We start from the raw sequence: 20,050 nt of genomic DNA, 5'->3' as shown, positions 1-20,050 counted from the left end.
ATAAAAATAAAAACGGAGTAATTATTTATGAATAAAAAAGTTGTTGTAGGTATGTCTGGAGGAGTAGATTCTTCTGTAACAGCCTTACTTTTGAAACAACAAGGTTATGATGTAATAGGTGTTTTTATGAAAAACTGGGAAGAAAAAGACGATAATGGAGTTTGTACCAGTGAAAATGACTATATAGACGCACAAAAGGTAGCAGAAAGCATAGGTATTCCTTGTTATTCAGTAAATTTTGTTAAAGAATACTGGGATAGAGTCTTTCAATATTTCTTAGATGAGTATAAAAAAGGTAGAACACCTAATCCAGATGTTATGTGTAATAAGGAAATAAAGTTTAAGGCATTTCTTGATTACGCAATGAGCTTGGGTGCTGATTATGTTGCAACAGGTCATTATGCAAAGGTTATACACAGTGATAAAGGAGCTATACTTTTACGTGGTATAGATGATAATAAAGATCAATCGTATTTTTTATCAGAATTATCAAAAGAACAATTAGAAAAAGTATTATTTCCATTAGGAGATTATATTAAACCTGAAATAAGGGAAATTGCAAAGAAGTATAATTTAGCAACAGCAAACAAGAAAGATAGTACAGGTATTTGCTTTATAGGTGAAAGAGACTTTAATAAGTTTTTAAGTCAATACTTACCTTCTAAAGCAGGTAACATTGTTGATAACAAAGGTAAAATATTAGGAAGACATAGTGGACTTATGTACTATACTATAGGTCAAAGAAAAGGTATAGGTATAGGGAATAGCAAAGAAGGAAATGGACAACCATATTTTGTTGCAGATAAGAATTTAAAGACAAATGAATTAATAGTCTCACAAGGGGATACAAGTATACTTTATTCCAAAGGATTGATTACAAATGAGTTCAATATTATTAACACTGAACTAGTAAATTTTCCACTAAGATGTACTGTTAAATTTAGATATAGACAAAAGGACGTATCAGCAACTATGTATAAACTAGATGATGGAAGAATAAAAGTTTTATTCGATGAAAAACAAAGAGCAGTAACACTAGGTCAAGTGGTTGTTGGATATTTAGGAAATATTTGCATCGGTGGAGGAGCAATAGATGAGATTATAAAATAGGAGATGAGCTTATGTTTTGGGATATTTTCTTTAAAAAGAGTAGTGATAAGGATGACGAACAAAAAGAATATATAGACATAATCGATGATAAAGGGAAAAAAGTAAGTGTAGATAAAAAAATATGGCTAAAAAGAATGAAAGAAAAATTAGATGAGAATAAGAATAATATTACAAAAGAATGTGATATTTTAGAAACAGCTATAGGATATGGATTATCACTTGATGTTGTTGAATATTGTATGAAATTATACAATGAGAATAAGAGCAATCAAAGATGTGTTGATTTAATTTTTCAATGCTATATGAATAACAATATGTATAAAGAAGCAGTAGAAGTATATGAAACATACTTAAATGCAGGATATCCATTTAATTATGCAATGTATTATGATTTAGCTATAGCACAAGAAAAAAATAGGGATTATAAGTCAATGGAAAAAAACTTATTTATGTCATTTACAAATAATAATAACTACATAAAGGCTATAGATAAATTAAAAGACTATATGAAAGGTCAAGGAGACGACTTCTACTATGAATGGTTGAGTAATTTAGCACAAAATTCTAAGTCATGGTATCTTTATATGGAATTAGCAAAAGTAGAATATGATAGAGGAAATTTAGACGAAGGTATAAAGAATTTATTGAAGAGTCTAGATTTACATACTAGTGATAAGCATATTTTAAAAGTAGCAAATATACTTTTAGCAAATAAGAGATATACTGAATTTGAAAACTATATTATTCCAAAATATGATGTTAATTCAGATAATATTAATTTGCACCAAGCAGTGCTTAATTTCTACTTTAAAGACAACCAATGTGATAAGGGATTAGAGTTATTACACAAGCTATATTTAAATAATATACAAAATGAATTTTTTGCAGATTACGAAAAGCAATTTTTAAAGAAAAAATTAAAAATAGAAAACCCATCTAAGTATGATAGCATGATAAATGAAAAAGGTTGGGGTAAACTAAAAAGTATAGGAATAAAAGGGCCATTAAATACACTTTTATTCAAAACAGAACAAGTAAATAGAACAGGTAAGAGTGTTTTATTACTACCATTTGAATTGAATTCGAGTATAAGAGTTCCAGAAAAGGTTAAAGATTTTTCTAAAAATATACATATATTCTTAAATGAAAGAATAAGTCTTTTAACCAATTTAAGAAATATGGCTTTATTTATGTATGATGATTTAGGTACATATGTGTGTAGAAAACCATATTCTGATGAATATTTTGCGAAAATAAAGGAAAGTAACCCTAAACTTGACATGGTATTAACAGGACAAGTAAAAGTCTTAGATGAAAATGGTACATTTGAGTTTAAAATTTTTACTTACGACTTAAATGAAAAACAAAAGGTTGATAGATTTATTATAAAGACAAGTAGTGAGGTTTACAACCAAGTTATAAGTAAATTCTTTAATACAACACTTAAAGTATTATCTGAAACAAATGGAGAAAGTGTTGAAATAACTGATAAGAGATTTATGGAATATTATACAGACTATATTGACATTGTATTAAATGTAAATAAATATAATGAATATAGAATATATGAAACAGATAGAGTGTTGAAATATTGCTTGAATTATTGTACTGAAAATAAGATAAGCATGGCACTATCTCTTATATATAAACAATCAAAAGTCTTACCAGAGGTAAAAGAAAAATACAAACAAATAATTTATAATGAAATAGCCAAGGGAACTTATAAAGAAGAAATAGTTAAACAATTTAATCTTGTTTATGGAGAAAATAAAGATGAAAACAATATTGAAACAAATGAAGAAAATTAATAATATATTAATTTTAATATTCTTTTTGATACTCCTATTTTTAAAATATTATTACATAGAAAAACCTGTAGGTAATATATATATAACAGTAGGAGGTTTGCTTTTAACAGTAGTAAGTTACTTATATTTTAACAACATATTAAATGAACTTAATATTGAAAAAAAGTATAAATATATCTATTTAGTTATATTAGTATATGCAAATATAATATCAACTATTATAAATGCATCATCATATATAAGTGATATGGTTTACATTAGTGACACTTTTAGATATATTGTTATATTTTCAAAAATAACATATGTACTTATTAGTCTATATCTTGTTAATGAAGCATTTACAAAAAAGAAATATAGAACGTTATCAGTTTTATTCTTCTTTGTTTCATATTTAAATGTTTGGGAAATATTTGTAAAGTATGAAGCAGTATTAGCGATTATAGCAATATTATTAAATTATGGACTAGAAAGATATGGCAGAATTATTAATAAGAAAAAAGAGAATAATAAGTAATTTAAATAAATTAAAAGAATATTCACCTAATAATATATACGTTTTAAAGGCAAATGCTTATGGCTTAGGTATAGAAAATATTGTAAGTATATTAAAAGAGCAAAATGAAGATTTTTTTGCAGTTAGCAATATAGAAGAAGCTATGAGAGTAAGAAAAATAGACAGTGGATGTAGGGTGTTGATACTAGGAGATGTTGATAAAAAAGATATAGATTTAGTGAAGACATATAATTTTGAGCCAACTCTATTTTCCCAAAAACAAATTGAAAAATACAGGGGGCTTAGAGTACACGTTTCATTTAATACAGGACTTAATAGATTAGGATTTGATGAGTATGTAGATTATCCTAATATATTAAGTGTTTATTCACATATATCTGATGCGTTTAATAAGAAAAGAGTAATAGATCAAGTGAATAGATTTGATGAAATTTGTAAAAATTATACCAACGTAAAAAAACATCTTTTTTCAACAGAAGCAATGCTATTATACCCGAACAAATATGATTATTGTCGTATAGGAATGGGACTTTACGGATTTAATGAAGGCTTTTTAAAGGCAAGTGTTTTAAAAGTTAAAGTTTTGCAAAAAAGAAGTATAAAAAAAGGTGAATATATTTTTTATGGAAGTAAGAATATAGCTAAAAAAGATATGGATATAGCTATATTAGAATTGGGGTATAAGGACATAAATATACAAAATGCTTGTATGGATATGATGTATATGCCTATTACAGAAGACATAGGTGATTATGTATATATAGACATAGATTCAGAAAAACAACTTGCAAGTTTGTCACCATATATAAAAAGAACATTAATATAGAAAGAGGATAAATGATAAAAGAAGATATAGTGAATATTTTAGATTCTATAATATTTAAAAATAAATTTAGTAATATAGAATTAAATTACTATTTTACAATAAAGAACTATACATATGAGCAAAAATCTTTTGTAAAAAATATTATAACTGATGTTTTAAAAAATCTCATATACATAGACTATGTTATAAACCAATATGCTAGTAATGTAAGTAAAAGAAAAATAAAACATCTTTTAAGACTATCTGTTGCACAGATTGCCTTTTCTTCTAAAGACTCAAAAGGTATCATATACGAAGCAAATGAGATAGCAAAAAAAGAAAGCATACATCAGGCTAAATTTGTAAATTCAGTTTTAAATAAGATAGTTTCTAATATTGATAAGATTAATAAGAAAATTGATGATGAGAAGTTATTTCATATAAAATATTCATATCCTAAGTGGTTAGAAGAAAAGATAAAAATAGATTTTCCAGATGACTACATCAATATTATGGAAAATTTAAAAAATAGATCTTATCTATCTATAAGAGTTAATAGAAAAGCCATTGATATAGATAAATTTTATGACCTTATTAAAAACGATGTGGTATACAGATTAGAAGATGTATTCTATTTAAAAAATGGTAAGGTATTAGAAAAGCTAGAAGAAAATACATATTTTATACAAGACGGGGCCTCATATATAGTATGCAAAAATATAGATGCAAAAGATGGAGATACAGTCTTAGATGCATGTAGTAGTCCTGGTGGTAAAACACTTGGTATATTAAGTTTATTCAATCCTAAAGTTGTATACGCACAAGATATATACGATCATAAGATAGAAATTTTGGAAGGTCTAAAAAAGAGATATAACTTTTCTAATATGATAGTAGAGAAAAAAGATGCAACTAATGAAGAGGACTATCCTTTAGAATACTTTGATAAGATATTACTAGATGTTCCTTGTTCAGGTTTAGGTGTAATAAAAAGAAAGCCAGAGAAGATATATAGTTTAAGCTTATCTGATATTAAAGCATTAAAGAAGTTGCAAAAGAAAATAATAGAAAATAATCTTAGATTTTTAAAAAAAGGTGGAGAATTAGTATATAGTACTTGTACTATAACTAAAAATGAAAATACAAATAACATTAAATATATATTAGAAAAATACCCTAACTTAGAGGTAGTAGATCCTAAAGTTCCAGAAGGTATAGAGTATATAAAAGACGAAATAGGGGGTATATATTTAAGCTATAAAAATAAGTATTTAGATAATTTTTACATCATAAAATTAAGAAAGAAAAATGAAGATTAATGGAAGTTTTAATAGACGATGATACACGAGATATCTTATACAAACTAAATGAAAAAGGCAGTGCATATATAGTTGGTGGTTATGTAAGAGATACATTGCTTGGTATAAAAAGTAGCGATATAGATATAGTAACAAACTTAGATAAAATTGATATTATGGAAGCTTTAAGAGAATATAATCCAGTTTTATCAAATGAGAAATATCAAATTATTACCATAAAACTAAAAGATAAAAAATATGAGATTGCAAGATTAAGAGAAGATATAGGTATATCTGATGGGAGAAATCCCCAATACATTAAATTTATTGATGATATAAATAAAGATTCAATAAGACGTGATTTTACAATAAATGCTTTTTACTATAACAAAGAATTAATCGATACTCAAAATGGTAGTTATGATTTAGAGAATAGATTGATAAGAAGTATAGGTGATGCAAGTATAAGGTTTAGTGAAGATAGACTAAGAATATTAAGAGCATTTAGATTTATGTCACACTTAGGTTTTGAACTTGAAGAAAATACAATGCTAGTTATAAAAAACATGGCAAAGGATACAAGTCTTTTTTCTTCATTTTCAAAGGAGCGATTAATATCTGAATTTAATAAGATTTTACTAGGAAGATATGCATATAAAGCGATAGAAGCTATGTTTAACTTAAATGTATTAAGACATTTTATAGACATTTTCAATAAAAATACATTTGATAATATATTGTTTCTAGAGATTTGTAAGAAGTATAAAAAAATGCAAGAAAGCTATAGAGAAATTGATATAGACATGAGTTATGCTCTAATATTTTCTTTTTCAGGTAAGAAGAACATTCATACAGAAAGGCTCTATGAAAATGATAGTATAGAGCTGTATGAAAAATTTAGAACAAAATTTACATTAAATGTATCAAAGAAAAGTATAGTAAAAAATCTAATATATTATCATAATTTGGTCAATAAAAAGCCAAGTTTAATTATGCTAAAACGTATGTTATTAGACCTTGTAAATAATCAAAATGTATGTAAGTTATTTAATCTAATAATGATCTTATTTGATTTAAATATAAAAGACATACAAAAACTTTTATACAACATACAAATATTGTATATGGCACAAGAACCAGTATTTTTATCAAGTCTTGATTTAGATAATGTTGATTTATTTAATTTAGGCATAGAAGGAAAAAAGATTCTAGGAATAAAAATGGATGTATTTAGTAAAGTTTTAAATGGAGATTTACCTAATTCTAAATTTGAACTACTAAGCTATATTACAAAAAAATATTTAAATAACGCACAACTTAAGTATGAGAAAAGTGCTGGAGCTATTGTGTATAAGAAAATTAATGGAAAATATATGTTTTTAATAATCAGAGGAAGTAATGGCGGAAGTTTTGGATTTGCCAAAGGTCATATGGAATCAGATGAATGTGAAGAACAAACTGCTATAAGAGAAACAAAGGAGGAAACAAATATAGATATTGCTATAAGAAATTCTAAGGCTTTTAGAAGGACGTTAAAGTATGTAATATATCCTAATATATATAAGGAAGTTACATTGTTCATGGCAGAAGCATTAAGTGCAGATATTAAAATAGATGAACATGAGTTATCAAAAGCACAGTGGTTAACATATAAGCAAGCAAAAGAAGCATTAACGTTTTTAGGTCAAAGAAATATACTTAAAGAAGCAATGATATATTTATACTAGTATGAGAGAAAATATATTTGTTGGGTTAGTTCATTACCCAGTATACAACAAAAATAAAGAGATTGTTGCAACATCTGTAACAAATTTTGATATACATGATATTTCAAGAACAAGTAGAACCTATGACATTAATAAGTATTTTATTATAACACCTGTAAAATCTCAGATAGAATTAACTAAGAGAATAATGGGTTATTGGCAAGAAGGTGATGGAATAGGATTTAATAAGGACAGAAATGAAGCATTTGAAAATACAAGAGTAGTTTCTAGTATACAAGAAGCAATGGATAGTATAGAAAAACTAACAGGTAAGAAACCTAAGATAGTTACAACATCAGCAAAAATACATGATAATAGTATAACATTTGCTGATATGAGTAAGCTTTTATTCACAATGGAAGATCCTGTATTACTCTTATTTGGTACTGGATTTGGATTAACAGATGAGGTAATGTCTATGTCGTATAAGATAATAGAACCTATAAGAGGTAAAACAAAGTATAATCACTTATCAGTAAGAGCAGCAGTTAGTATAATATTAGATAGATTATTGGGGGAAGATTAATGGTAGGAATAGTAATAATAAGTCACTGTAGTAATATAGGTGACGATTTAATAGATTTTTTAAATGTATTTAAAACTAGTGATTTTGAAATAGTAAATGGGTCAGATAAGAATATACAATTTGGGACAACTACTGAATATGTAGTTGAAGCTATTAAAAAAGCAGATAAAGGAGAAGGTGTTTTAGTAATACTTGATCTAGGAAGTTCAATAGACTGTGCAATTCATGCAAAGAAATTACTAGAAGGTAAGATAAAAGTTGAAATAGCTGATGCACCTATGATAGAAGGGGCAATTTCAGCTGTTGCAGGTAATGATGAAACAATAGATTTAAAGACTTTAAAGAAAATTGCAGAAGATAGTAAAGAATTCAGAAAGGTTAAATAATGATAAAAGATAAAATTATTGGTAAAAAAATGGGGACTATAACCAACATATACTTAACATATATTTTGGCTTTAATATTTTTAATTCCAAGTCTTGTGGTACTTTATCCATATGCTATAGTAGTAAAAAAAATCCCTATTTTATCACTAATATTTTTACCGTTAATATATTTAGTAATATATTTAATATTGAATTTTGCATTGTTTAAAAAGAAAATAAAGGTAAAAAATATATTAATTTCATATGTACTACTTTTTGTTTTGATAAGAATACCGATATTGTCATATGTATTTTTGCCTATAGCACTAATGATACTTTTATTGGGATTAAAAATTAGCGATAAGGTATTTTTGTCTGTGAAACTTGTAAAAAACAATATATTTAGACTACTTTTTGACTATATAATAAATATTTTAGTCTTTTCAGTTGTGTTTTCTGGGATTTTAATACTAAAGGCACAATATTATTCAGTTAGTTTTGCGAATAGTGATGAAATATTGGCGTATGTTCATAAACATGCATTGATTTTGAACTATTTTAATTCAATAATTTTTTCAATTAGTTCATATTTACTATACAAAAATTTTGAACAAAATGATATAATTAAGGGTGGTATGAGTGAGTGATGTATATTATGTTGGACATATAACAACAACACATAAGCTAATGGGAGCTGTAAAAATAAGCACTAGTTTTCCAATTTTGGAAGATATAGTAGGCAAAAGAGTAATAGCTTCTAAAAATGATAATATTAAAATACTTTTTGTAAAAAAGGTAGAAGGTTTTAATGGAAAAAGGGCTATAATCTCTTTTGATGAAATAGATGGCATAGATGATGCTAAGGAAATAATCGATGCTGATATTAGCATTAGAAAAGATTTAGTACCAGAATATGAAGAAGAAAAATCTATTATAGGATATAAGGTCTTAAACTTTAATGAAAGTATAGGACAAGTAGTAGATGTAATGGAAAATAAGGCACAAGATATACTGGTCGTAAAAGGAGAAAAAGAAATACTAATCCCTTTTATAGACGTATTTGTGAAAGAAATTGATGATGAAAGAGAAGAAATACAAGTAGAATTGATAGAAGGTATGCTATGAAAATAACTGTATTAACTTTGTTTAAAGAATTATTCGATTTGTATTTAAGCCAAACCATTTTAGATAGAGCAGTTAATAATGATTTGGTTGAATATGATATTGTGAATATACGAGACTATTCAACAAATTCATATCATCAAGTAGACGATACACCCTTTGGTGGTGGAGCAGGTATGCTATTAAAACCAGAACCATTCTTTAAGTACTTCTTTAGTTTAAAAGAAGAAAATAGAAAACCATATGTAGTCTTTGTTACACCACAAGGTAATAAATTAAATCAAGAAAGAATTGATAAATTAAAAGAAAAAGAGGATCTTGTAATAATTTCTGGTAGATATGAGGGCCTTGATCAAAGGGTCATAGACAGATATGTTGATGAAGAAATTAGTATAGGGGACTTTGTACTAACTAGTGGTGATTTACCAGCTTTATGTCTAATAGATGCAATTACTAGACAAAAAGATGGTGTAATAACAAAAGAATCATATGAAACAGATTCTTTCTATAACGGACTTTTGGGTTATCCACAATATACAAAACCTAGTAGTTTAGGTAGACATAAAGTACCAGAGGTACTACTAAGTGGAGACCATAAAAGAATTAGAGAGTTTCGTTTTAAAGAAAGTGTTAAAAAGACTATAAAAAATAGACCAGATTTAATAGCAAAAAAGCTAGAAGAAGATGAAGATTTTAGAAAGATGATAGAGGATTTATTATGAAAAAAATATTTCTATTGTTTGCTATATTTTCTACATTTACTTTTTCAAGAGGATATATTGAAGAGTATAAAAGGGAATTAGAAAGAGAAAAAACAATTTCAAGGCTATTTTCTGCTATAAAAACAAAAAATAACGTATATGCCGAAGCATTATTAAGCCCCAAAGCAAATGTTAATAAGGCGTCATATAACATACCAAGTGAAAAAGAAGAAAATAAGGTAGAGCTAGATGTAAATGTAGTGGATAAAAAAGGATTCACACCTATCCTAATATGTGCAATGTATAATAATGTAGATATGTTAAAGGAAATAATAAAAAAGGGTGCTAGTCTTGATACATTACATCCAATATTAGGTAAAACTTTGTTAGTAACTGCAATTTTTTACGGTTCAAATGATGTTGCTAAATTTTTGATAGAAAATAGAAAAGAATTAGTCAACAAGGGAAGTAATACAGATGGTTGGTTGCCTATAGAAGAGGCTGTATTACAAGAAAATAAAGATATATTATTACTTCTACTAAGACATGGTGCTATTATTCGCAAAAAAGATAAAAATGGTTACGATGTGTATGATCTTGCAACAAGACATGGAAAAGGTACGATGGTAAAAATATTAAGAGATTATGAATTAGGCAAATTAAAATAGGAGGAGATACATAACATGATAAGATTAACAGGTATTGGTGCTTCTGAGGGTATATCATTAGGTAAAGCACTTATTTACATTGAAGATAAAATTGATTTAGAATCAATGAAAAAATCAAGTTTATCAGCTGAAGCAGAATTAGTGAAGTTAAATGATGGTATAACTAAGACCAAATCACAATTATTAGCAATTAGGGAAAGAGTAAGAGAAAAACTTGGTGAAGACAAAGCAGCTATCTTTGATGCACACATAGAATTATTGGAAGATGAAGATCTACAAGATGGTATAAAAGAAAGAGTAACTAAAGAAGGTATGAGTGCAGCCTATGCGATAAATGAAGGTGTAGAAGAAACTTGTAATATTTTATCACAATTAGATGACGCATACTTAAGAGAAAGAGTATCAGACTTACGTGATATTGCTAAAAGATGGATAAAAAACACTTTAGGTATTAAGATAAAGGACTTATCTATCTTAGAACCAGATACTATTGTAGTAACTGATGATTTAACACCATCAGATACAGCACAATTAGACTTAGAACATTGTGCAGCCTTTATTACTGAATTTGGTGGTAAAACAGCTCACTCAGCTATTATGGCAAGATCACTTGAAATACCAGCAATTGTAGGTGTAAAAAATATCATACAAACTGTAAAAGATGGTGAATACTTAGTATTAGATGGTGAAAAAGGTATAATATATCTATCACCTACTGAAGAAGTAATAGAAGCATACAAGCAAAAGAAGGTTAACTTCTTAAAAGAAAAAGAAGAATTAAAGAAACTTAAGGATTTACCTGCAACAACTTCTTGCGGTGAAAGAACAGTTAATGTTTGGGGTAATATAGGTAAACCAGAAGATGTAGATGCTGTAATAGCAGCTGGTGGAGAAGGTGTAGGATTATACAGAACAGAGTTCTTATTCATGAATTCTGACCATATGCCAACAGAAGAAGAACAATATGAAGCATACAAGATTGTTGCACAAAAATTAAAAGGAAAACCTGTGACTATAAGAACTATGGATATAGGTGGAGATAAGGAATTACCATATCTTGATTTACCAAAGGAAATGAACCCATTCTTAGGATATAGAGCAATAAGAATATCATTAACACATAAAGATATGTTCAAGACACAATTAAGAGCAATATTACGTGCAAGTGCATATGGAAAGATAAAGATAATGTATCCTATGGTTTGCTCAATAAATGAAATTAGAAAATCAAATGAAATACTAAAAGAATGTATGGAAGAATTAGATAAAGAAGGTAAGGTATATGATACTAATATACAAGTAGGTATAATGGTTGAAACACCTTCAACAGCTATGATAGCATATAAATTTGCAAAAGAAGTAGACTTCTTCTCAATAGGAACTAATGACTTAACACAATATTTCTTAGCAGTAGATAGAGGAAATGAAAAAGTTTCAGGACTATATAGTGCATTTAACCCAGCAGTATTAGAAGCAATACAAAGAGTAATAGATGCAGGACATGATAGAGGAATATCAGTAAGTATGTGTGGAGAATTTGCTGGTAATAAGAAGGCAACAGAAATACTTTTAGGTATGGGATTAGACTCATTCTCTATGAGTGCAAGTTCTATACTAGGAGTTAAAAAGAAAATTAGAGATACAAAATATGAAGATGCTAAGAAATATAGAGATGTAATATTAAGTATGAATACTCCTGAAGAAGTTATAGATTCTCTTAGATAATAGAAAGAAGGATATATATGAAAAAAGTAGCATTAACACTAGTTAGTGATTTTGAAATAGTTGAAGCAATGGCTCCTTTAGATATGTTAAGAAGAGCAGGAATTTATGTAGATGTAATATCAGTTGAAAACAAGGACTATGTAAAAAGTGCAATAAACATTGAAATAAAGGTAGATAAGAAGTTAAAAGATGTAGATTTATCTACATATGATTTAGTAATTTTACCAGGAGGACCAGGAACAAAGAATTACTATAATCATCAAGACTTACTAGATAAGGTAAAAGCAAATTATAATAACAAGAAAATGGTTTCAGCTATATGTGCAGGACCTAGTGTATTAGCTAACTTAGGAATATTAGAAGGAAGAAATGCAATATCTTTCCCTAGTTTCCAACATGTATTAGTTGAAAATAACGCTAAATTAGTAAATGAACAAGTTGTTGTATCTGATAATGTAATAACAGGTAGGGCAGCTGCAGCATCAATTGATTTTGGTTTAAAACTTGTAGAAATGTTAGAAGGAAAAGAAACAAGAGAAAAAGTTGAAAAAGCAATAGTATATTAGGAGATGATATGAAAACAATATCGGAATTATTAGAATATGTAATAGAAGCAGGTCATCATAGAGAAGAAAAAACTTTATTACAGTTAGCAATACTTGCAATGCTATCAGGTGCATTTATAGCCCTAGGAGCAGTAGGAAATATTTTTGTTAGTTCAGATATATTTTTTACTAATGTAAACTTAGCTAAATTTTTAGGAGCTTGCGTATTTCCAGTAGGACTTATAGCAATAATTCTATTAAAATTTGAGCTTTTTACAAGTAATTGTATGATGACAATAGCAGTATTAGAAAAGAAAATGAAATTAAGCAAAATGTTTAAAATATTAGCTATAGTTTGGATATTTAATTTAGTAGGTGGAATAATTATAGCAGGTATTACATACAAGACTGGGACATTTAATGAAAACTCAGTTAAGGTATTACAAGTATATGCACATCATAAAGTGACAACAAGTGCACTAGATATGATTTTAAAAGGTATAATGTGTAACATTTTAGTTTGTACAGCATCACTTTTAGGATACATAGCAAAGGATGGAATTTCTAAGATTTTTGGTATTTGGTTTCCTATTATGTTGTTTATTCTATTAGGCTATAGTCACGTTGTAGCAAATATGTTGTATCTACCTTTATCATACATGTATGGATTTGAAGGTGTTACAATACCAGCAATATTATACAATTTCTTATGTGTTACAATAGGTAATTTCATAGGTGGTGGAATATTAGTTACAATGGGATTATGGTATGCAAATAAGTAAAAAAAAAAAAAGTTTCGGAATTAAAAGCCCGAAACTTTTTCTATTTCACGCATCTTATACAAAAATACAGCAGTTGCAACACTAACATTTAGTGAATTAACTTTGTCAGATATTGGAATGATGACAGAGTAGTCTGAATTATCTATTAAGGTTTTAGATACACCACCGCCTTCATTACCGAATATGTATGCGTTTTTATTAGTTTTTAATTTACAATCAGTATATACAATAGAATTGCTTGCTAAATTGGTAGCAAAGCTTGTATAGTTGTTTTCTTTTAGAAAGTTAATTATTTCTTCATAACTTGCATAGATAATATTTAACTTAAAAATACTGCCCATAGATGCTCTTACAGCCTTTGGGGTATATACATCACAGCTACCATTAGTAAGTATCAAATTAGAGTAATTTAGAGCCACTAGAGTACGGATTATTGTACCAACATTACCTGGATCTTGAACGTCATCTAATATTACAATATCTCCTTTGATATTATTGAGGTTATATGTATTTTTAGAATGAATAAATATTATTCCTTGACTATTTTCCTGAGTTGACAATTCATTAAAAAGGTTATCAGCAAGAACTGTTATTTTTTTAAACCTTTTTAAATCATAGTTAGTGTCAAAATATTCAAAATTACTTTTTTTGATTACACAGTGAGAGAAGTTTTCTATTTCATCAATAAATTTTTCTCCTTCAGCTATGAATATGTTGTTTATATCTCTATACTTTTTTTTATTTAATTTTTTTAAGAGTTTGTATCGCTTGTTTTCTTTACTTTCTAAAAATTCTATATTAGTCCATTTTTGTTCCAAGTTTTTTACCACCTAATAAATGATAGTGCATTTGTTGAACAGTTTGTCCACCAAAATCACCTATGTTTGAAACTACTCTATAACCTTCTTTGTCTATACCTAAATCTCTTGCAACTTTAGCAATAGCAAGTTGAATTTTGCCTAATAGGATAAGATCATCTTCAGTAGCGTAAGCTAAGTTTTGAATTTCTTTTTTAGGGACAAATAGTATATGTATAGGTGCAGCAGGATAAATGTCTTTAAATGCTATTATATCGTCATCTTCATATATTATGTCAGCTTTAATTTCTTTGTTTATTATTTTACTAAATATTGTTTTCATATTAACACCCACAACTTTCTAACATATCAATTCTTCTTTGGTGTCTTCCACCTTCATATTCACTTTCCATATATGCTTTTATACAAGACAAGATTAAATCTATCCCCATAACTCTTGCACCAAATGCTATAACATTAGCGTTGTTATGTTGCTTTGTTAATCTTGCAGAATATTCATTGTATAATAGTGCAGCTCGTATACCTTCAACCTTATTTGCAGCAATGGATACACCTATACCAGTACCACAAAGTAAAATACCAAAATCAGCTTCTTTTTTTACAACTACATTACATACTTTTTTTGCAAAAACTGGATAATCAACTGATTCATGTGAGTCTGTACCTAGATTAATTACTTCGTGACCTTCTTTTTCTAAAAATTTAACAATTTCATTTTTGTAATCAGTAGCAGCATGATCGTTACCTATTGCTATTTTCATATTTTTTCTTCTCCTTTGATAATAAAAATCTATTCCATAAAAATATAAATAAAACAAAACTTACAATTCCTTTAACTACCATAGTACCACAGATAACCCACCAAATAGCAGTTATTCCAAATATTGGAGCAAGGAAATATGCTAGAGGTATTCTAGAAGCTGTTCCTACTACACCTATAATAGTAGGTTCATTTATACGACCTATACCATTAAATGCTCCGTTTGTAATAATTTCAACGCTTTGAAGTATTTGTGCAAGTCCTACAATAGTTAGGTAGTTTATACCATGGTGTATTAAACGTTCATCATGTAAAAATGCACGGTATAGAGGTTCTGCAAAAACAATAAATACGAAGGTTATAAACACAGAAAATATAGAAATACCTTTAAGAGAAATATAGTATACTTTCTTTATCCTATCATATTGTTTTGCACCATAATTTTGTGCTATGTATGTTGCAACCGCACTAGAAAAACCACCAGAAATATTCCATGAGAAAGATTCAAACTGTACACCTAATCTTTGTACAGCAAGTACTTCTTCATCGTATCTTGCTATAATATTTGCTAGTACTATGGCGATAATAGTAAATAGAGCTTGGCTAATACCACCAGGTAGTCCTATTTTAAATAACTTTATATACATATTTAAAGAATCAAGCTTAAAAAGTTTCATTTTTCTAAATTTTGATTTTGGTGATAAAAAGTAGATTGTTAGTAGAACAAATGATATTATTTGTGACATAACTGTTGCAATAGCAGCTCCCTTTATACCAAGATTCAAAAAGGCTAAAAAGAAGTAATCTAAAAATATATTAATTACTACACCTAATGAATTAAATACAAAAGGTCCAAATGTATCACCATCTGCACTTATTATAGCAGAAATAGTGTTAGAAAGAAATAGAAATGGTAAGCCTAAACAACAATATCTCAAAAAAGTTTTAGCTAATTTTAATATGTTTGGATTTGATATACCAACTAAACGTATTAAACCATCAGAGAAAACTAACCCTATTGTCATACAAAATACTGAAAATATTATTGTAATAATAATAGATATTCTTGCATATGCTCTAGCATTTCTGTAAAGTTTAGCACCTATACTTTGTGCTACTAAGATTTGTGCACCATTTTTGGGGACTAATAAAAAGGCAAAACCTAAAACTAAGAAAAATGTTGCAGCAGCAGCAGCCGCTACAGCACTATCGCCTATATATGCACTTATAAACTTGATATCAGTCAAGTTGTATAAGATTGAAATTAATGATGTTAGAACTATTGGTAGTGCTAATTTAAATAAATTTGTAGATATATTACCAGTAAGTATATCGACTTTTTTACGCATATTTTCCCCTTTCCTAAATAATTGTTGAAAAAAAAGAACAACACACTGTGTTGCTCTAATATATTTTTACTTTCTTAATCCTAATCTTTCGATAAGAGTTCTGTAATCATCAAGTCTTGTGTTCTTGATGTAAGTTAACATTCTTCTTCTCTTACCAACCATTTTTAATAGTCCAACTCTTGAGTGAACATCTTTAGGATGGTTCTTTAAATGAGCAGTCAAGTGATTTATCTTTTCAGTTAAAATTGCTATTTGAACTTCTGATGAACCTGTATCCTTTTCATTTTTACCGAATTCTTTAATTAATTCTTGTGTTGATTTCATTGCCGTTTCCTCCTTTATTATCTAATCTAAGAATATATCTGGCAAAATATATTCTGAGAAAAAATTCATATTTACTTTAACATAAAAAACGCTATTTGTCAAATTAAAATATTGATGGAAGAGACTAGAAAAAAAGATATAAAAGTTGTATAATGAAATAATAATTTTAACGAATAAGGAGTATATTATGGAATATTCACCAAGTAAAATAGAAAAAAAATGGAGCAAAAAATGGGAAGAAGATTCAGTTTTCAAATCTTCAAACTATGTAGATGGTAAACCAAACTATTATCTACTTGAAATGTTTGCTTATCCATCAGGTAAATTACATGCAGGACATCTTCGTAATTATACATTAGGAGATGCAATAGCTAGATACAAAAAAATGAAAGGATTTAATGTATTACACCCATTTGGTTGGGATTCATTTGGGCTACCTGCTGAAAATGCTGCAATAGATCATGGAGCTATGCCTGAAGAATGGACAGCTAAAAATATTGAAAACATGAAAAGACAATTAAAGTTAATGGGTATATCTTATGATTGGGATAGAGAAATTGCAACCTACAAGAAAGAATACTATAAATTTAACCAAAAATTTTTCATAGAAATGTATAAAAAAGGTCTAGTTTACAAGAAAAAATCATATGTAAACTGGTGTCCAGACTGTAATACAGTTTTAGCAAATGAACAAGTAGAACAAGGAAAATGTTGGCGTCATGGTAAAACAGATGTTATACAAAAAGAATTATCACAATGGTATTTTAAAATAACTAAATATGCACAAGAGTTACTAGATGGTCATGAAGAATTAAGAGAAGGTTGGCCTGAACAAGTATTAGCTATGCAAAAAAATTGGATAGGTAGATCTGAAGGTACTAGTGTAGAATTTAATTTAAACTACAATGGTGAAAATATCCCTATAACTGTATTTACAACTAGAGTAGATACATTGTATGGAGTAACTTATGTAGTATTAGCTCCAGAACATGAAATAGTTGAAAAGGTAGTTTTAAAAGAAAAGCCAGAATTAAAAGAACAAATAGATAGTATGATAAATGAAGATAAAATCTCAAGAGAAGCGGCAGATAAGGAAAAAACAGGTGTTGATACAGGTCTATTTGTAGTTAATCCAGTAAATAATGAAAAAGTGCCTTTGTATATAGGAAACTATGTACTAATGGATTATGGTACAGGAGCTGTTATGGCAGTGCCAGCACATGATGAAAGAGACTATGCATTTTCTAAGAAGTATAACTTGCCTATAAGACAAGTAATAAAGGGAGAAGATGAAAAAGAAGGTTGTGCATATACTGGAAAAGGTACAATGATAAATTCAGAAGAATTTAATGGTTTATCAAATGTTGAAGCTAAAGAAGGTATAATAAACAAGTTAGTTAGTTTAAATAAGGGTGAAAAGAAGGTAAATTACAGACTTCATGACTGGTTAATAAGTAGACAAAGATATTGGGGAACACCTATACCTGTAATATATGATGAAGAAGGTAATATTTATCTAGAAGAAGAAAAGAATTTACCAGTTGAATTACCTACAGATATTAACTTTAAAATAAAGGGTAACCCTATAACGACATCAGAAAGCTTTAAACATGTGGTATTACCTAACGGTAAATTAGGAAGAAGAGAAACAGATACTATGGATACCTTTGTTGATTCATCATGGTATTACCTAAGATACCTTGATCCTAAAAATCCTAATATACCATTTGATAAAAATGATGCAAATTCATGGACACCAGTGTCACAATATATAGGAGGGGTTGAACACGCTGTAATGCACTTGCTTTATGCAAGATTCTTCCATAAGGTATTTCGTGATTTAGGATATTTATCAACAAATGAACCATTTAAGAGACTATTAACTCAAGGTATGGTTTTGGCTAATTCATATTATTCAAATAAAGAAAGAAAGTACCTATTTGAAAAAGATGTAGAATTAAAAAATGGTAAGGCATACGCTAAAGATACAAATGAAGAATTAGTTGTTAAGATGGAAAAGATGTCAAAATCAAAGAATAATGGACTAGATCCTGAAGAATTAACAAAAGAATATGGAGTAGATGCAGCAAGATTATTCACACTATTCGCAGCACCACCTGAAAAAGAATTAGAATGGAACATGAATGGTGTTATGGGAGCCTATAGATTCATATCAAGAATATACAATATTGTTGAAGAAACAGGTGAAATATTATCAAAAGACTATGATGATATAGATATAGAAAAAAGAAGTAAAGAAGATGAAAATCTTCAAAGAAAAGTTCATAAGACTATAAAAAAGGTAACAGAAAGTATGGAAGATAATTTCCACTTTAATACTGCAATAGCAGCAACAATGGAATTGTTAAATGAAATTTCTAGTTACAAACAAAATGTTTTAGACAAATCAGAAAAAAGCAGTGAATCAAACAAGATATTTAAGGAAGCAGTAGTTTCTATGGTACTTATGATTTCACCATTTACACCATATATAGCAGAAGAATTATGGGAAAAACTAGGAAATAAAGGATATATTTATAACGCAAAGTGGCCAGAATATGTTGAAAAATTAACTCATAGTTCAGAAATTACTATGGTAATACAAATAAATGGAAAATTAAGATCAGAAATGCAAGTTAGTGCTAATATCTCAAAAGAAGAAGCAGAAAAATTAGCTCTAGAAAATGAAAAAATATCACAACTAATTGAAGGTAAAACTATTGTTAAAGTTATAGTTGTTCCTAAGAAGTTAGTTAATGTAGTAATAAGATAGATAAACGGTAGCAAGAGCTACCGTTTTTTACCATGAATATTTTAATTTTAACATAACAGGCAAGAAGTCGCCCACCTCTGCAGGTGGTGCGATGAATTGCCCTATTGTTAGTGATATAATCAAATCAGTAGATATATAAAAATAGGAGTAATAATAATGATATTAGATAGTAATTCTCATTCAGTATTCTTACTGTATTATCACTTAGTTCTTGTTGTAAAATATAGAAGAACAAGGACAAAGGATTAAATAATTTTGAGGGATGTGGACTGATGAAACAGCTAAAAGCAT

The 20,050-nt window shown here is 28.0% G+C and carries 21 protein-coding genes and 1 pseudogene; 17 read left to right on the top strand and 5 right to left on the bottom strand.

Features of this window, described 5'->3' with window-relative positions:
- The first annotated feature begins 27 nt into the window (after positions 1 to 27).
- From mnmA to IMK15_RS05490, 15 genes are read left to right on the top strand one after another with little or no spacing between them, the layout of a single operon-like run.
- Positions 28 to 1,110 carry a tRNA 2-thiouridine(34) synthase MnmA gene (gene mnmA, locus IMK15_RS05560; RefSeq protein ID WP_192942185.1) on the top strand — a complete coding sequence of 361 codons (1,083 nt, stop codon included), beginning with the start codon at positions 28 to 30 and terminating at the stop codon, positions 1,108 to 1,110.
- 11 nt (positions 1,111 to 1,121) lie between these two features.
- Positions 1,122 to 2,918, top strand: coding sequence for a tetratricopeptide repeat protein (locus tag IMK15_RS05555; protein WP_192942184.1), 1,797 nt, complete (start codon positions 1,122 to 1,124; stop codon positions 2,916 to 2,918).
- Positions 2,884 to 3,432: a hypothetical protein gene (locus IMK15_RS05550; protein ID WP_046328253.1), complete on the top strand. Its 549-nt coding sequence runs from the start codon at positions 2,884 to 2,886 to the stop codon at positions 3,430 to 3,432. The genes IMK15_RS05555 and IMK15_RS05550 overlap by 35 nt, the downstream gene beginning before the upstream one ends.
- A complete protein-coding gene (locus tag IMK15_RS05545) occupies positions 3,392 to 4,258 on the top strand; it encodes an alanine racemase (RefSeq protein ID WP_192942183.1) in 867 nt (288 codons plus the stop codon). Before IMK15_RS05550 ends, IMK15_RS05545 begins: the two co-directional genes overlap by 41 nt.
- Positions 4,259 to 4,269: 11 nt before the next feature.
- Positions 4,270 to 5,556: a transcription antitermination factor NusB gene (locus tag IMK15_RS05540; RefSeq protein WP_192942182.1), complete on the top strand. Its 1,287-nt coding sequence runs from the start codon at positions 4,270 to 4,272 to the stop codon at positions 5,554 to 5,556.
- On the top strand, positions 5,556 to 7,262 hold the full coding sequence (locus IMK15_RS05535) for an NUDIX domain-containing protein (RefSeq protein ID WP_192942181.1): 1,707 nt from the start codon (positions 5,556 to 5,558) through the stop codon (positions 7,260 to 7,262). Before IMK15_RS05540 ends, IMK15_RS05535 begins: the two co-directional genes overlap by 1 nt.
- A 1-nt stretch (position 7,263) precedes the next feature.
- Positions 7,264 to 7,827, top strand: coding sequence for an RNA methyltransferase (locus IMK15_RS05530; protein WP_046328257.1), 564 nt, complete (start codon positions 7,264 to 7,266; stop codon positions 7,825 to 7,827).
- The gene (locus tag IMK15_RS05525; protein ID WP_046328258.1) at positions 7,827 to 8,213 is read left to right on the top strand and encodes a PTS-dependent dihydroxyacetone kinase phosphotransferase subunit DhaM; all 387 of its coding nucleotides are present in this window, start codon (positions 7,827 to 7,829) and stop codon (positions 8,211 to 8,213) included. Before IMK15_RS05530 ends, IMK15_RS05525 begins: the two co-directional genes overlap by 1 nt.
- Positions 8,213 to 8,839: a hypothetical protein gene (locus IMK15_RS05520; protein WP_192942180.1), complete on the top strand. Its 627-nt coding sequence runs from the start codon at positions 8,213 to 8,215 to the stop codon at positions 8,837 to 8,839. Before IMK15_RS05525 ends, IMK15_RS05520 begins: the two co-directional genes overlap by 1 nt.
- Positions 8,832 to 9,317 carry a ribosome maturation factor RimM gene (gene rimM / locus IMK15_RS05515; protein ID WP_192942179.1) on the top strand — a complete coding sequence of 162 codons (486 nt, stop codon included), beginning with the start codon at positions 8,832 to 8,834 and terminating at the stop codon, positions 9,315 to 9,317. Before IMK15_RS05520 ends, rimM begins: the two co-directional genes overlap by 8 nt.
- Positions 9,314 to 10,036 carry a tRNA (guanosine(37)-N1)-methyltransferase TrmD gene (gene trmD / locus IMK15_RS05510; protein WP_192942178.1) on the top strand — a complete coding sequence of 241 codons (723 nt, stop codon included), beginning with the start codon at positions 9,314 to 9,316 and terminating at the stop codon, positions 10,034 to 10,036. The genes rimM and trmD overlap by 4 nt, the downstream gene beginning before the upstream one ends.
- Positions 10,033 to 10,683, top strand: a complete 651-nt coding sequence (locus IMK15_RS05505; RefSeq protein ID WP_192942177.1) for an ankyrin repeat domain-containing protein — start codon at positions 10,033 to 10,035, stop codon at positions 10,681 to 10,683. Before trmD ends, IMK15_RS05505 begins: the two co-directional genes overlap by 4 nt.
- 15 nt (positions 10,684 to 10,698) lie before the next feature.
- A complete protein-coding gene (gene ptsP, locus IMK15_RS05500) occupies positions 10,699 to 12,408 on the top strand; it encodes a phosphoenolpyruvate--protein phosphotransferase (protein WP_192942176.1) in 1,710 nt (569 codons plus the stop codon).
- 17 nt (positions 12,409 to 12,425) lie between these two features.
- Positions 12,426 to 12,974: a DJ-1 family glyoxalase III gene (locus IMK15_RS05495; protein ID WP_192942175.1), complete on the top strand. Its 549-nt coding sequence runs from the start codon at positions 12,426 to 12,428 to the stop codon at positions 12,972 to 12,974.
- A gap of 8 nt (positions 12,975 to 12,982) precedes the next feature.
- Positions 12,983 to 13,735 (top strand): formate/nitrite transporter family protein, encoded by a 753-nt coding sequence (locus IMK15_RS05490; RefSeq protein WP_192942174.1) that lies wholly within the window; start codon positions 12,983 to 12,985, stop codon positions 13,733 to 13,735.
- A gap of 20 nt (positions 13,736 to 13,755) precedes the next feature.
- Here the strand turns inward: IMK15_RS05490 and IMK15_RS05485 are convergent, their stop codons facing one another.
- The 5 genes from IMK15_RS05485 to rpsO all read right to left on the bottom strand — a co-directional run bounded on the left by IMK15_RS05485 (position 13,756) and on the right by rpsO (position 16,986).
- The gene (locus IMK15_RS05485) at positions 13,756 to 14,553 is read right to left on the bottom strand and encodes a TrmH family RNA methyltransferase (RefSeq protein ID WP_226869221.1); all 798 of its coding nucleotides are present in this window, start codon (positions 14,551 to 14,553) and stop codon (positions 13,756 to 13,758) included.
- The gene (locus IMK15_RS05480) at positions 14,534 to 14,875 is read right to left on the bottom strand and encodes an HIT domain-containing protein (RefSeq protein WP_192942173.1); all 342 of its coding nucleotides are present in this window, start codon (positions 14,873 to 14,875) and stop codon (positions 14,534 to 14,536) included. Before IMK15_RS05480 ends, IMK15_RS05485 begins: the two co-directional genes overlap by 20 nt.
- 1 nt (position 14,876) lies before the next feature.
- A complete protein-coding gene (gene rpiB, locus IMK15_RS05475; RefSeq protein ID WP_192942172.1) occupies positions 14,877 to 15,314 on the bottom strand; it encodes a ribose 5-phosphate isomerase B in 438 nt (145 codons plus the stop codon).
- On the bottom strand, positions 15,295 to 16,662 hold the full coding sequence (locus IMK15_RS05470; protein ID WP_192942171.1) for an MATE family efflux transporter: 1,368 nt from the start codon (positions 16,660 to 16,662) through the stop codon (positions 15,295 to 15,297). Before IMK15_RS05470 ends, rpiB begins: the two co-directional genes overlap by 20 nt.
- A gap of 66 nt (positions 16,663 to 16,728) precedes the next feature.
- Positions 16,729 to 16,986, bottom strand: coding sequence for a 30S ribosomal protein S15 (gene rpsO / locus IMK15_RS05465; protein ID WP_046328268.1), 258 nt, complete (start codon positions 16,984 to 16,986; stop codon positions 16,729 to 16,731).
- A 187-nt stretch (positions 16,987 to 17,173) separates the two neighbouring features.
- On the opposite strand from rpsO, the gene leuS reads away from it, so the two are divergent.
- Positions 17,174 to 19,759 (top strand): leucine--tRNA ligase, encoded by a 2,586-nt coding sequence (gene leuS / locus IMK15_RS05460; protein ID WP_192942170.1) that lies wholly within the window; start codon positions 17,174 to 17,176, stop codon positions 19,757 to 19,759.
- A gap of 156 nt (positions 19,760 to 19,915) precedes the next feature.
- Positions 19,916 to 19,990, top strand: a pseudogene (locus IMK15_RS05455) (IS200/IS605 family transposase); the annotation flags it as partial.
- Positions 19,991 to 20,050: the final 60 nt, after the last annotated feature.

It is taken from the genome of Sneathia sp. DSM 16631, assembly GCF_014892235.1.
Taxonomy (GTDB): domain Bacteria; phylum Fusobacteriota; class Fusobacteriia; order Fusobacteriales; family Leptotrichiaceae; genus Sneathia; species Sneathia vaginalis.
The sequence above is the reverse complement of the archived record's forward strand: the minus strand, read 5'-3'. Positions and strand labels throughout refer to the sequence as shown.